Source organism: Pseudomonas sp. NPDC089743, from assembly GCF_044748785.1.
GTDB lineage: Bacteria > Pseudomonadota > Gammaproteobacteria > Pseudomonadales > Pseudomonadaceae > Aquipseudomonas > Aquipseudomonas putida_X.
This window is the reverse complement of sequence record NZ_JBIVGS010000010.1, coordinates 39,815-53,210: the sequence shown is the minus strand read 5'-3', so window position 1 is coordinate 53,210 and position 13,396 is coordinate 39,815. Positions and strand designations below refer to the sequence as shown.

14 protein-coding genes are annotated in these 13,396 nt (G+C 63.9%); 7 read left to right on the top strand and 7 right to left on the bottom strand.

Translation table 11 applies throughout. From position 1 onward, the window contains the following. Positions 1 to 83: 83 nt before the first annotated feature. The 4 genes from rlmD to ACIPZC_RS17855 all read right to left on the bottom strand — a co-directional run bounded on the left by rlmD (position 84) and on the right by ACIPZC_RS17855 (position 4,606). Positions 84 to 1,442, bottom strand: a complete 1,359-nt coding sequence (rlmD, locus tag ACIPZC_RS17870; protein ID WP_400628531.1) for a 23S rRNA (uracil(1939)-C(5))-methyltransferase RlmD — start codon at positions 1,440 to 1,442, stop codon at positions 84 to 86. Continuing rightward, the gene (gene cysM / locus ACIPZC_RS17865) at positions 1,443 to 2,342 is read right to left on the bottom strand and encodes a cysteine synthase CysM (RefSeq protein WP_241802752.1); all 900 of its coding nucleotides are present in this window, start codon (positions 2,340 to 2,342) and stop codon (positions 1,443 to 1,445) included. A 152-nt stretch (positions 2,343 to 2,494) separates the two neighbouring features. Then, positions 2,495 to 3,886, bottom strand: a complete 1,392-nt coding sequence (locus ACIPZC_RS17860) for a sensor histidine kinase (protein WP_400628528.1) — start codon at positions 3,884 to 3,886, stop codon at positions 2,495 to 2,497. A gap of 3 nt (positions 3,887 to 3,889) precedes the next feature. Beyond that, a complete protein-coding gene (locus tag ACIPZC_RS17855) occupies positions 3,890 to 4,606 on the bottom strand; it encodes a response regulator transcription factor (protein ID WP_267821706.1) in 717 nt (238 codons plus the stop codon). Between the two features lie 194 nt (positions 4,607 to 4,800). On the opposite strand from ACIPZC_RS17855, the gene ACIPZC_RS17850 reads away from it, so the two are divergent. The 4 genes from ACIPZC_RS17850 (at position 4,801) to ACIPZC_RS17835 (ending at position 9,638) form a co-directional block, all read left to right on the top strand. Further along, positions 4,801 to 7,560 (top strand): response regulator, encoded by a 2,760-nt coding sequence (locus ACIPZC_RS17850; RefSeq protein ID WP_400628526.1) that lies wholly within the window; start codon positions 4,801 to 4,803, stop codon positions 7,558 to 7,560. 218 nt (positions 7,561 to 7,778) lie between these two features. Continuing rightward, positions 7,779 to 8,768: a 2-hydroxyacid dehydrogenase gene (locus tag ACIPZC_RS17845; RefSeq protein ID WP_400628524.1), complete on the top strand. Its 990-nt coding sequence runs from the start codon at positions 7,779 to 7,781 to the stop codon at positions 8,766 to 8,768. 31 nt (positions 8,769 to 8,799) lie between these two features. Then, on the top strand, positions 8,800 to 9,237 hold the full coding sequence (locus ACIPZC_RS17840) for a hypothetical protein (protein ID WP_400628522.1): 438 nt from the start codon (positions 8,800 to 8,802) through the stop codon (positions 9,235 to 9,237). Continuing rightward, entirely contained in the window at positions 9,234 to 9,638 is a 405-nt protein-coding gene (locus ACIPZC_RS17835) for an META domain-containing protein (protein WP_400628520.1), read from the top strand. Before ACIPZC_RS17840 ends, ACIPZC_RS17835 begins: the two co-directional genes overlap by 4 nt. 229 nt (positions 9,639 to 9,867) lie before the next feature. On the opposite strand, the gene ACIPZC_RS17830 is transcribed toward ACIPZC_RS17835, so the two are convergent. After that, positions 9,868 to 10,332 carry a TlpA disulfide reductase family protein gene (locus tag ACIPZC_RS17830; RefSeq protein WP_241802745.1) on the bottom strand — a complete coding sequence of 155 codons (465 nt, stop codon included), beginning with the start codon at positions 10,330 to 10,332 and terminating at the stop codon, positions 9,868 to 9,870. Between the two features lie 85 nt (positions 10,333 to 10,417). On the opposite strand from ACIPZC_RS17830, the gene arsC reads away from it, so the two are divergent. The 3 genes from arsC to ACIPZC_RS17815 are packed head-to-tail and all read left to right on the top strand — an operon-like array spanning position 10,418 to position 11,779. Further along, positions 10,418 to 10,771, top strand: coding sequence for an arsenate reductase (glutaredoxin) (arsC, locus tag ACIPZC_RS17825; protein WP_241802744.1), 354 nt, complete (start codon positions 10,418 to 10,420; stop codon positions 10,769 to 10,771). Then, on the top strand, positions 10,768 to 11,373 hold the full coding sequence (gene wrbA / locus ACIPZC_RS17820; RefSeq protein WP_012313121.1) for an NAD(P)H:quinone oxidoreductase: 606 nt from the start codon (positions 10,768 to 10,770) through the stop codon (positions 11,371 to 11,373). The genes arsC and wrbA overlap by 4 nt, the downstream gene beginning before the upstream one ends. After that, on the top strand, positions 11,366 to 11,779 hold the full coding sequence (locus ACIPZC_RS17815) for a DUF2069 domain-containing protein (protein WP_267821694.1): 414 nt from the start codon (positions 11,366 to 11,368) through the stop codon (positions 11,777 to 11,779). The genes wrbA and ACIPZC_RS17815 overlap by 8 nt, the downstream gene beginning before the upstream one ends. Positions 11,780 to 11,812: 33 nt before the next feature. On the opposite strand, the gene ACIPZC_RS17810 is transcribed toward ACIPZC_RS17815, so the two are convergent. Together ACIPZC_RS17810 and ttcA are read right to left on the bottom strand one after the other, a co-directional pair. Continuing rightward, a complete protein-coding gene (locus ACIPZC_RS17810) occupies positions 11,813 to 12,484 on the bottom strand; it encodes a DNA-3-methyladenine glycosylase I (RefSeq protein ID WP_349976579.1) in 672 nt (223 codons plus the stop codon). 3 nt (positions 12,485 to 12,487) lie between these two features. Next, positions 12,488 to 13,312: a tRNA 2-thiocytidine(32) synthetase TtcA gene (ttcA, locus tag ACIPZC_RS17805; protein ID WP_241802741.1), complete on the bottom strand. Its 825-nt coding sequence runs from the start codon at positions 13,310 to 13,312 to the stop codon at positions 12,488 to 12,490. Between the last annotated feature and the right edge of the window lie 84 nt (positions 13,313 to 13,396).

The following is a 13,396-nucleotide window of genomic DNA, read 5'->3' as shown; positions in this document are numbered from 1 at the left end:
TTTCCATACAGCGCACCACTCGGAGCGCTGGCTATCACCGTGTGGCTCCCAGTCCATGGGAACCGCACCAAGGGGCCAGCCTGCTAGCCCGCTTCGAATAACGCCATGGCCTCGACATGCGCCGTCTGAGGAAACATGTCGAGAATCCCGGCCCTTTTTAACCGGTACCCCTGGCCGACCAGCACCTGGGCGTCTCGCGCCAGTGTGGCCGGGTTGCATGATACATAAACCAGCCGCTTGGCCTTGAGGCGTGCGATGCTTTGCACCACCTCGAAAGCACCGTCGCGCGGTGGATCCAAGAGTACCGCAGAAAAGCCCTCGGCGGCCCATCCGGCGCCTGCCAAAGGCTGGGATAAATCGGCCTGAAAAAACCGTGCGTTATGCACATTGTTGTTTCGGGCATTGGCCGCAGCCCGGTCCACCATCGCCTGCACACCCTCAACCGCCACCACTTCCCGCGCCTGGCGGGCCAGCGGCAGGGCGAAATTGCCCAGGCCACAGAACAGGTCGAGCACACGCTCGTCGGCCTGCGGAGCGAGCCAGGCCAGGGCCTGCTCGACCATTGCAGTATTGACCTGAGCGTTGACCTGAACGAAATCGCCCGGGCGCCAGGCCAGTTCCAGCTGCCACGGCTCCAAGGTGAAGCCTAGCGTCGCGCCAGCCTCCACCGACACCGGTTCGCCTTCTCCCTGCAGCCACAGCTGCGCCTTGGCCTCGTTGCAGAATGCCTGCAGACGCGCCAGGTCATCGGCCGGCAACGGTGCCACATGGCGTACCAGCAACGCTTCGGCCGTGCCGCTGAACAGCTCGACGTGGCCGATGGCCTGGGGCTTGCTCAACGAACGCAGCACCGTAGGCAAATGCCGCACGATGGACTGCAAAGGCTGTACCAGCACGGCGCAGTCGTCGATGGCGACGATGTCCTGACTGGCCTCGGCACGGAACCCTACCTCCAGCTGACGCGCTTTGACATCCCAGCGCACGGCCACACGCGCCCGCCGCCGATAGCCGAATTCCGGCCCGCTCAATGGCGCCGCCCATTCTTGCGGTTGCACCCCGGCCACCCGTTGCAGCTGTTCGGCCAGGGTCCGCTGCTTGAGCGCCAGCTGCGCCTGATGCGGCAGGTGCTGCAAGTTGCAGCCACCGCAACGCGCGTAATGGCGGCACGGCGCCTGGCGGCGCTCGGCGCTGGCCTGCAGCACACGCTCCAGGCGCGCCTCGACCACCTTGCCACGGGCATTGAGCACCCGCGCCTCGACCGCCTCACCGGCCAGGGCGCCGCTGACGAACCAGGTCCGCCCGTCGTGGAAGGCGATGCCACGGCCGTCACCGGCAAGACGCTCGATGTCCAGACGCTGCTTTTTGCCCACGGGTACCTGGGGCGTGCGGTTACCACCGGCTGGCTGGAAGCGCAGGCCGCTGTTGATTTTCTTTCTGGACATTTAGCTCGGGTCGAACAGGCCGGTGGACAGGTAACGGTCGCCACGGTCGCAAATGATCGCGACCATTACCGCGTTTTCCACTTCCTGGGACAGGCGCAGCATGGCTGCCACCGCACCACCGGAAGACACGCCGCAGAAAATGCCCTCTTCGCGGGCAAGGCGGCGCATGGTGTCTTCAGCTTCTTGCTGGGACATGTCCATGACGCGGTCAACGCGAGTGGCATCGAAGATTTTCGGCAGGTACTGCTCGGGCCAGCGGCGGATGCCCGGAATGGCCGAGCCTTCCATCGGTTGCAGGCCAACAATCTGCACGGCCGGGTTCTGCTCCTTGAGGTACTGCGAGCAACCCATGATGGTGCCGGTGGTGCCCATGGAACTGACGAAATGCGTGATGGTGCCCTGGGTCTGCTGCCAGATTTCCGGGCCGGTGCTGTTGTAGTGAGCAATCGGGTTGTCGCCGTTGGCGAACTGGTCCAGCACAAGACCGCGGCCTTCGGCCTGCAGCTTCTCGGCCAGGTCGCGGGCGCCTTCCATCCCCTCTTCCTTGGTCACAAGGATCAGCTCGGCACCGTAGGCAGTCATCGCTGCCTTGCGCTCTGCAGTGGAGTTGTCGGGCATGATCAGGATCATCTTGTAGCCCTTGATCGCTGCCGCCATGGCCAGGGCTATACCGGTATTTCCGGAGGTAGCTTCGATCAGGGTGTCGCCGGGCTTGATCTGGCCGCGCAGTTCGGCGCGCGCGATCATCGACAGTGCCGGGCGGTCCTTCACGGAGCCTGCTGGATTGTTACCCTCGAGCTTGAGCAGGAGGGTGTTGCTGGTTTCTCCAGCGATGCGCTGCAGGCGAACCAGGGGCGTATTGCCGACGCAATCGGCGATGGTTGGGTACTGCAAGGTCATGGTGTATTTCACAATCCGGACGGCAGGGGCGCCTATCATACCGGCAAACACTTCCCGGCCATATCACGCAATCTGTGGTGGGTATAGCTACAAGCTATAAGCGGCAAGCTTCAAGCTGCAAGCTGCAAGCTGCAAGCTTCAAGCTTCAAGCTTCAAGCTGTGGGTAGCGTTTGTGGGGGCGGGGGTTGCAGTGATGGCGCGGGGAGGTGCAGCGGTAGGCGCATGCAGAGCTTTAGACCGCGTTTGCCGTTCTCTGCCCACAGGGTGCCGCCCTGACGCTGGATCGCACTGCGGGCGATGCTCAGGCCCAGGCCGAAACCGCCGTCGCCGGGGCGCGAGCCATCGAGCCGGGTGAAGGGGGCGAAGATGCGCTCCAGATCCTCGTAAGCCACGCCACCGCCCTGATCTTCCAGCCACAGGCGCCAGTGGCTACCTTCACGCTGCCCGGCCAGCTGCACCACACCGTTTTCCGGGGAGTGGCGGATGGCATTGCGCAGCATGTTTTCCAACGCCTGAGCCAGATGATTCAGGTTGCCCTGCACCCAGCAGTCGGCTGGCAGCTCGCAGCGCAGGCGTTCGGGGGACCAGCCGCTTTCGTAACTGGCATCCTCTGCCAGCAGGTCCCACAGGGCCTGCACCTGGATAGGCTCAAGGTTCATCGGCGCACGCTCGGCATCCTGCCAGGCAAGCTGCAAGGTGTTCTCGACCAACTGCTGCATGCAGTCCACCTCGCGCCCCAGGCGCTCGCGCAGGCGCTGAAGGTCAGTTTCACCGTCGCAGGCCACGCGCAACCGGCTCAGCGGTGTGCGCATTTCGTGGGACAAATCACGCAGCAACTGCTGTTGCATGGCCACCGTGCCCTGCAGCCGTTCGGCCATCTGGTCGAAGGCGCGGGCCAGCTCGCCCAGTTCGTCATGCCGGGCGGTGGTGCGTGCGTCCAGCCGCGCCGACAGCTGGTCGGCACGCCAGGCATTGGCCTGCTCGCGCAACTGGTTGAGCGGCACGATCAGCATGCGGTACAGGCCGACACACAGCAGCAAGGTGAACAACCCGGGAATCACACCGTTGGTCACCACCCGCCACAGCACCCGGTACTGGCCAGGGTTGAAACGTTCGGGCAACACCATCACCAGCATGCCCTGCTCCGGTGCCCCCGGAAACGGTATGCGCAGCCAGGGCTGATCGGTACTGCGCCGGCTCATGGGCCAGTCGACACCGCGCAAGCGCGTGAGCCGCTGCATGATCTCCGGGCCGAGGGTGGTGCTGGTAAGGGGCTGCAGATTGCTATCGAGCACGCCTATCCAGCCGCGCTCACGCTGGTGCATGGCCGCAACCCACTGGTCCAGCCCGGTGCGGCCACCACTGCGCCAGGCCGCTTCGGCCTCCCCGGCATAGCTGCGCAGCACCTGGCGGGCAGGCTCATCGAGGTAGGCATTCTGGGTTTCCATATGCCGGCCCCAGGTGTAACTCAGGCCGATCATCAGCAGGCAGAAACCTACCAGCAGGATGGCCAGCTTCCAGAACAGCGAGTGACGGTCCAGCATGGCCTACTCCGCTTCACCGGCACTGAGCACGTAACCCTTGCCCCACACGGTGCGGATCTGCCGCTCCAGGTAGCCGATGCCTTTGAGCTTGCGGCGGATCTGGCTGACGTGCATGTCCAGGCTACGGTCATGCCGCGAATAGCCCCGTTGCAGCACCTGCTGGTAGAGAAACGGCTTGCTCAGCACCTCGTCGACGTTGCGGTTGAGGAGATCGAACAGGCGATACTCGCTAGGGGTGAGGCCTGCCTGCCGGCCACCGAAGCTGACATCGCAAACCGTCTCGTCGAACCACAGCTCGCCGCAGGCAATACCCGATGGCGGCTGATGACGACGCTCCAGCGCGACGCGGCGCAGGATGGCCTCGATGCGCACCTGCAGCTCGACCATGCTGAAAGGCTTGGGCAGGTAATCGTCGGCACCGCGCTGGAAGCCATTGATGCGGTCGGCCTCGGCACCTAACGCCGACATCAGGATAACCGGCGTGGCGCTGCGTCGACGCAACTGGGCCAGGGCATCCAGCCCATTGAGCCCGGGCAGCAGAATATCCATCAGGACCACGTCGAAGTCCTGACGACCGGCGGTTTCCAGGCCTTCCAGGCCGTTGCGGCACCAGGTCACCGCAAAGCCGCCGCGCTGCAGTTCTTCGTGCAGGTAGGCACCCAGCACCGGGTCATCCTCGATGGCGAGGATGCTGGAAGTATTAATAGTTACGGGATTCATTGGCAACTGCCACATATTCTCAGTTGCGCGATTATTGAGCATGCGTCCGCCATAGGCAACCGCCCTGCGCTCAACGCCCGACTGCTGGGTGAAAACAGCCACATAAAGGGTGCATTAGGCAGGCAGGCGGAGTAACTTTCCGCTTTGCTCCGTTACGCCAGTAACGGCATCCAGGCACATCACAGGAGGCGAGTGTGCTCGATCGTTTGGGAATCAGAAGCCGGGTACTGCTGCTGGCACTGCTGCCTGCCAGCTTGATGGCTCTGGTGCTGGGCAGCTATTTCACCTGGCTGCAGCAAGACCAGTTGCGCACCCAACTGCTGCAACGCGGCAAGATGATTGCCGAACAACTGGCACCGTTGGCCGCGCCCGCCATGGCCCGGCAGGCGCCTGCGCAACTGGAGCGGATCGCTGCGCAAACGCTGGAGCAGGCCGATGTGCGTGCGGTGGCCTTCCTCGCCCCGGACCGCACCCGTCTGGCCCACGCCGGCCCCAGCATGATCAACCAGGCGCCCAGCGGCGGCACGGGTACTCAACTGTTGGAGCGCAGCGGCAACGATGCCACCCGCTACCTGATGCCGGTGTTCGGCCACCACCGCGACCTGGCCACCGAAGCCGTCCCGGCCGAAGCCGAGCGCCTGCTGGGTTGGGTCGAAATCGAACTGTCGCACGACGGAACGCTGCTGCGCGGCTACCGCAACCTGTTCACCAGCATGCTGCTGATACTCGCGTGCCTGGTGCTCAGCGGCCTGCTGGCAATGCGCATGAGCCGCACCATCAATGACCCGATCGCGCGCATCAAGCATGCCGTCAACCAGCTCAAAGACGGCCACCTGGAAGAACGTCTGCCCGCCATGGGCAGCCACGAGCTGGACGAACTGGCCAGGGGCATCAACCGCATGGCAGAAACCCTGCACAGCGCCCATGAAGAACTGCAGCACAGCATCGATCAGGCCACCGAGGATGTGCGCCAGAACCTGGAAACCATCGAAATCCAGAACATCGAGCTGGACATGGCGCGCAAGGAGGCCCTGGAGGCGAGCCGGATCAAATCGGAATTCCTGGCCAACATGAGTCACGAAATCCGCACGCCGCTCAACGGTATTCTCGGCTTCACCCACCTGTTGCAGAAAAGCGAGCTGACCCCGCGCCAGCTGGACTACCTGAACACCATCGAGAAATCGGCCGACAACCTGTTGGGGATCATCAACGAGATCCTCGACTTTTCCAAAATCGAGGCCGGCAAGCTGGTGCTCGACAGCATCCCTTTCAACCTGCGCGACCTGGTCCAGGACACCCTCACCATCCTGGCGCCCGCCGCCCACGCCAAGCAGCTGGAGTTGCTCAGCCTGATCTACCGCGACACACCGTCATCGCTGGTTGGCGACCCGCTGCGGCTCAAGCAGATCCTCACCAACCTGGTGAGCAACGCCATCAAATTCACCCGCGAGGGCACCATCGTCGTGCGGGCAATGCTCGAGGACGAGCAGCAAGACAGCGCGCAACTGCGCATCAGCGTGCAGGACACCGGTATCGGCCTGTCACCGCAGGATGTGCGCACGTTGTTTCAGGCGTTCAGCCAGGCCGACAATTCGCTGGCCCGCCAGCCGGGCGGCACCGGCCTTGGGCTGGTGATTTCCAAGCGCCTGATCGAGCAGATGGGCGGCGAGATCGGGGTCGACAGCACCCCAGGGGAGGGTTCGCAATTCTGGATCAGCCTGAGCCTGCCCAAGGCCCACGACGACAGCGAAACGCAGGCGTCGCAGCCGCTGCTGGGGCGTCGCGCGGCGATCGTCGACGGGCATGACCTGGCACGCCAGGCCCTGGAGCACCAGTTGCAGGATTGCGGCTTGAGCGTAAGCCTGTTCGCCTCGTATGAACACCTGCTGCAGGGGGTTCAGGCGGGCTTCCAGGCCGGCATGCCCTTCGAGTTCGCGGTGCTGGGTGCCAACCTGGGCAATCTCACGCCCGAACAGCTGGGCCAATACCACCAGCAACTGGAGCGCTACCACTGCCATTGCGTGGTGCTTTGCCCGACCACCGAGCAAGCGCTGTACCACCCTCACCTGCCTAATGGCCATGGCCAACTGCTGTCCAAGCCGACCTGCACGCGCAAGCTGCGCCGCCTGCTGCTGGAGCTGCTGCAACCGCGCCGTACGCGGGGCGAACTGGCCGCGCCAACGCGCGGCCAGCGCCAGCCGAAAATCCTCTGTGTCGACGACAATGCGGCCAACCTGCTGTTGGTACAAACCCTCCTGGAAGACCTCGGCGCCGATGTGCTGGCGCTCGACAACGGCCATGCTGCGGTCCAGGCGGTACAGAGCGAACACTTCGACCTGGTGCTGATGGACGTGCAGATGCCAGGCATGGATGGCCGTGCCTGCACCGAGCAGATCCGCTTGTGGGAAAACACCCAGAGCGGCAGCCCGCTGCCGATCGTCGCCCTCACTGCCCACGCCATGGCCAACGAGAAACGGGCATTGCTGCACAGCGGCATGGACGACTACCTGACCAAACCGATCAGCGAGCGCCAGCTGGCCCAGGTGGTGATGAAATGGACCGGCCTGAGCCTGGGTGTCGGGCCATTGGAGCGTCTGGAGGAGCAGCAGGCCGAGGGCCAGGATCTACCGGTGCTCGACCCTGACGAAGGCTTGCGCCTGGCGGCAGGCAAGCCGGATCTGGCGGCAGACATGCTGACCATGTTGCTGGCGTCGCTGGCGTCGGACCGTGAAGCCATTCGTGCTGCACGGGAGGCGGACGATCACGGTGTGCTGATCGAGCAGGTGCATCGGCTCAACGGTGCCTCGCGCTATTGCGGCGTGCCGCAGTTGCGTGCCGCCTGCCAGCGCAGCGAGACCTTGCTGAAACAGGAGCATCCGCAAGCGCAGCAGGCGCTCGACGAGCTGGATGGCGCAATTGTCCGGCTGACGGAGCAGGCCCGCCAAAACGCCTGACCTTCAGGGCCTCATCGCCGGCAAGCCGGCTCCCACAGGGATTTGCGCCGGCTTTTATGAATGGGGCAAAACGGCGGCTTGCACAGGTAAAGCGCAGGCCTGAAGCAGTGCGCGGTCGCGGTGGGAGCCGGCTTGCCGGCGATGGGGGCGGCGCAGATCAACTTCCTTGTGCGCGCAGGTGGCTACAATCCCCCAACCACGATCAAGGAAGCCCGACCATGCGCGCTCTTTTGTTCAGCAGCCAGCACTACGACCAGGAAAGCTTCACCCAGGCCGCTTGCGATAGCGCTTTGGAGCTGCATTTCCAGCCCGCCCGCCTGACCCTCGACACAGCAGCCCTGGCTCAGGGCTTCGAGGTGGTGTGCGCATTCATCAACGATGAGCTCGACGCCCAGGTATTGCAACGCCTGGCGGCTGGCGGTACGCGCCTGATCGCCCTGCGCTCGGCCGGCTACAACCATGTCGACCTGGCTGCCGCCCAAAGGCTCGGCCTTGCGGTGGTGCGCGTACCCGCGTACTCACCGCACGCCGTGGCCGAGCATGCCGTGGCGCTTATCCTGGCCCTCAACCGACGCCTGCACCGGGCCTACAACCGCACCCGCGAGGGTGACTTCACCCTGCATGGCCTGACCGGCTTCGACCTGCACGGCAAGACCGTCGGCGTGGTCGGTACCGGCCAGATCGGCGCCGCCTTCGCCCAGATCATGGCAGGCTTCGGTTGCCAGCTGCTGGCTTATGACCCCTTCCCCAACCCCCAACTGCTGGCGCTTGGGGCGCGCTACGTAGAGCTGCCAGAACTGCTGCGCGAGGCGCGGATCATCAGCCTGCACTGCCCGCTCACCGAACACACCCGGCACCTGATCAACCCGCAAAGCCTGGCCCAACTGCAGCCCGGCGCCATGCTGATCAACACCGGCCGTGGTGCGTTGGTCGACACCCCGGCCCTGATCGAGGCCTTGAAAAGCGGCCGGCTCGGGTACCTGGGGCTGGATGTGTATGAAGAAGAAGCCCAGCTGTTTTTCGAGGACCGCTCTGACCTGCCGCTGCAGGATGATGTGCTGGCGCGGCTGCTGACGTTCCCCAATGTGATCGTCACCGCGCACCAGGCGTTTCTGACCCGCGAGGCGCTGGATGCCATTGCCGCGACCACGCTGGAAAACATCAACCGCTGGGCGGCGGGTAATGCGCAGAATCTGGTCACAGGTTGATGCTAGGATACGCGGCATTTCTGGAGGACCCATGGTCGAGCACGATTTCCGCTACACCCTTTTCAACCCGCAACACACCTTGATCGAGTGCCGCGCCCTGGTACCGGGCCGCTACCAGGTGACCGGCAACGGTGGTTCGATGCACAAGGGCGACACCCTGTTGGTCACCCTCAAGGGCAGCAAGGACTTGTCCATGCGCCTGACGGTCGAGAGCGTGCGCCACCTGATCAACCCGCGTGGCCAGTGGGTGGCCGTAGCCAGCGGCCCGCTGTTCAACGAGCTGGAAATCCTCAATTGGCAGGCTGAGTGCGACAGCTGCGATGCTGTGCTGGACTTCGAGTTCGCCGTGGACGCCAAGCTGGGCAAGAAAGCCCGCCAGCCGGCCGCTACGGCGCGTATCGCCGAGCTGGGCTGGGCCAGTCGTGGCGACAAGCACGTGTGCCCGCGCTGCCAGGAGAGCACCGAGTGAAGAATCTGCTGACCGGCGCCCTGATTGCCACCGGCCTGCTCGGCTGCGCAACCGAACCGTCGAAGCTGCAACTGGAGCGCAGCTATGCGCTGGAGTGGATCGGTGAACGGCCGCTGATCGACTACAGCCACCTGACACTGACGCTGGCCAGTGACGGCCGGGCCTATGGCAATGCGGGCTGCAATCATTGGTTCGCCCCGTACACGCTGGACGGCGAGCACCTGAGCTTCGGCAAGGTCGGCAAGACCCGCAAGCTTTGCGCGCCAGCGTTGATGGAGCAGGAAAAGCGCTTCCTGCAGGCGCTGGAGACGGTGCAGCGCTGGGATGTGTCCCCTGTCGAGCAGATGCGCTTCTGGCCGGCCGAAGGCAAGCCCCTGCGGTTCTGGCCCGAAGAGGGCTAAGCTCTCGGAAGCTTCAAGCGGCAAGCTTCAAGCTGCAAGCAAAGGCGGATCGGCGCACGGCCCGCTTTTTCTTGCAGCTTGAAGCTTGAAGCTTGCCGCTTTGAGGCCCCGTTGAGTGCTTTGAGCTGCAAGCTGCAAGCTGCAAGCTGCTAGCTACAAGCTGCAAGCAAAGGCGGATCTATGCACGGCCCGCTTTTTCTTGCAGCTTGAAGCTTGAAGCTTGCCGCTCTCAGGCCCCCTTGAGCGCTTTGATCTTGGCCTGGAGCCCTTCCAGGGTCTGCTCACCCAGCAGCTGCTCGCGGACCTTGCCCTGGTCATCGATGATGTAGGTCACCGGCAACGCTTCGCTGCGTGGCAGGTCATAACGCTCGGCCGGGTCCTGGGCCAGCACGGTAAAGCCGATGCCCAAGGTATCGGCCGCCTGCTTCAACTCCTGCCCCTGCAGGCCATCGAAGTTCACCCCCACCACCTTGATGCCATCGGCTGCCCACTGCTTGGCCGCAGTGTTCAGTTCAGGCACCTCCGTACGGCACGGGCCGCACCATTCAGCCCAATAATTGAGCACCAGCCAGTGCCCGTCGATCTGCTCGGCCTTCACCGTGTTGCCATGCTGGTCCACACCGTAGTCGGCACCGCAGCCACTGAGCAAAAGGCCTGCGGTGATGGCCAATACTGCTGCCAAACGCCTTGCCATGGGTCAATCCTTCTCGAAGTTTCAAGCGAATAGGTCAGTTCCTGCGGTTAGAATAGCCGCCACACCCAGCTGGATGCGACCCGACATGACTGACTTGACGCTCTATCATAACCCGCGCTGCTCAAAATCCCGCGGCGCACTGGAACTGCTCGAACAACGCGGGCTGGCGCCGACCATCGTTCGTTACCTCGAAACCCCGCCCGACGCCGCCACCCTCAAGGCTCTGCTCGGCAAACTGGGCATCGGCCCACGCCAGCTGCTGCGCACCGGTGAAGACGAATACAAGGCATTGGACCTGGCCAACCCGGCCTTGAGCGATGCACAACTGATCGACGCCATGGCCCAGCACCCTAAGCTCATCGAGCGCCCGATCCTGGTGGCCGGTGACAAGGCGGTGATCGGCCGACCACCAGAGAACGTGCTGGAGATCCTGCCGTGAGCGCGCCCTACATCCTGGTGCTGTACTACAGCCGACACGGCTCGACCAGCGAAATGGCCCGGCATATCGCCCGCGGTATCGAACTGGCCGGCATGGAAGCGCGCCTGCGCACGGTGCCGGCGATTTCCACCGAGTGCGAGGCCGTGGCGCCAGACATTCCGGCCAGCGGCGCGCTGTACGCCACGTTGGACGACTTGCGCCATTGCGCTGGCCTGGTGCTGGGCAGCCCGACCCGCTTCGGCAACATGGCCGCACCACTCAAGTACTTCCTCGATGGCACCAGCAGCTTGTGGCTGGGGGGTGAACTGGTCGGCAAGCCGGCCGGCGTGTTCACCTCCACCGCCAGCCTGCACGGCGGCCAGGAAACCACCCTGCTGTCGATGATGCTGCCGCTGATGCACCACGGCATGCTGGTGATGGGCCTGCCCTACAGCGAATCGGCGCTGCTCGAAACCCGCGGCGGCGGCACGCCTTACGGCGCCAGCCACCATGCCGGCGCAGACGGCAAACGTGAGCTGGACCAACACGAGATCACCCTGTGCCGCGCGCTGGGCCAACGCCTGGCAACCACGGCCAAGGCCCTGGAGGCCTCGCGTGGCTAAGAAGCCAAAGGTGTTGCCACCACTGGAGTGGCTGGCACCGCGCCTGCGCCTCACCCGCGCCTTGAGCCTGGCATTCTTTTTTGGCCTGATCGCATTGCTGGTGGCGAACAACCTGTGGTTCGCCAACCTGCACGGGGCGCGGGTAGAAGTGATCCTGGCGATCGAGCTTGTGCCGCTGCTGTTGCTGCTGCCCGGCATGCTGCTGGGCAGCGCCCGGGCGCATGCCTGGACCTGCTTTGTGGTGAATATCTATTTCATCAAAGGGGTGCTGGCGGCGTTCGACCCGTCGCGGGCAGTGTTCGGCTGGGTCGAGGTGCTGCTGAGCCTGGGGCTGTTCATCAGCGGGTTGCTGTTCGTGCGCTGGAAATTCCAGCATGAACGGCGCATGGCGGGCGAAGGCCGTTGAATCCGCAGGGCTGCTGTTGCAGCCCCGGTTTTTTCAATGGTTGACGGTATGGGCCAGCATCACCGACAACTGGCACAGCGGCCGCCCGCTCTCGGCATGCCACTGGTTGAACGCCTGCTGCACCAGCGCCAGGTCGCGCTGGCTGGTCGGCTGCTTGTCGATCACCTTCTGGGCAATGAGCGCAGCGGCCATGTCATCGGTGGGGATGAACGTATCCTTGCCGACCATGCGCAAAAACCGTGGCGCTGACAACCCGCCCAACTGATTGCCATGCTTGGCCAGATACTTCCACAACCCGACGATATCGGTCACCGGCCAATCGGCGATGAACGCACCAAAGCTGCCCTTCTCCCTGGCCACATCAAGGATCATCTGTGCATTGCGCGGCACGCTCTTGAGCTTGCCCAGGTGGCGGATGATGCGCTCGTCCTGCATCAACCGCTCCAGGTGCTCTGCGCCCATCAGTACGACCTTCTCCGGGTCGAAACCGAAGAACACCTGCTCGAATGCCGGCCATTTTGCATCGACCAGGCTGTGCTTGAGCCCTGCGCGGAACACGCGCAAGGCCAAGGTCGACAGGTAGCGGTCGTTGCTGATGTCGCGCAGCTGCGCCGGGGTGCGCGGCTGCGGCAGGAAGGCCTCCAGGGCCTGGGCCGAGCCGAAGCGGTTCAGGCAGTACTCATGCAACCACTGGTAATCGCGCATGGATCAGATGTTCAGTACATCGAGGAAGCGCGGGGTGGCGCTTTCGTCGATCTTGAGGCTGGTGAAGTCGAACAGGTTGCGGTCGGCCAACTGCGACGGGGCGACGTTCTGCAGGGCGCGGAAGATGCTCTCGGTACGGCCCGGGTGTTTGCGCTCCCACTCCACCAGCATGTCCTTGACCACCTGGCGCTGCAGGTTCTCCTGCGAACCGCACAGGTTGCACGGGATGATCGGGAATTCCTTCATGTCCGAGTAGGCCTGGATGTCCTTCTCGCTGCAGTACGCCAGCGGGCGGATCACCACGTTACGGCCGTCGTCGGCACGCAGCTTGGGCGGCATGCCCTTGAGCGAACCGTTGAAGAACATGTTGAGGAAGAAGGTCTCGACGATGTCGTCGCGATGGTGCCCAAGCGCCATCTTGGTTGCGCCGATTTCGTCAGCGAAGGTGTACAGGGTGCCACGGCGCAAGCGCGAGCACAGCGAGCAAGTGGTCTTGCCCTCTGGCACCAGCTCCTTGACGACCGAGTAGGTGTCCTTCTCGACGATGTGGTACTCGACGCCCAGCGCTTTCAGGTAGGCCGGCAGCACATGCTCGGGGAAGCCCGGCTGCTTCTGGTCCATGTTCACCGCGACGATCTGGAACGTGATCGGTGCCACCTTCTGCAGGTGCAACAGAACGTCGAGCATGGTGTAGCTGTCCTTGCCGCCGGACAGGCAGACCATGACCTTGTCGCCATCCTCGATCATGTTGTAGTCGGTGATGGCTTCGCCGGCGAGACGACGCAGGCGTTTTTGCAGTTTGTTCTGGTTGACCGAGAGGGTGCCCATAGCGCTTGGATCCGCGAGGTGTGACAAAAGCCGGCTATTTTACGCACAAACCACGCGCACCTGTAGGGATTCCGATAAAGACTT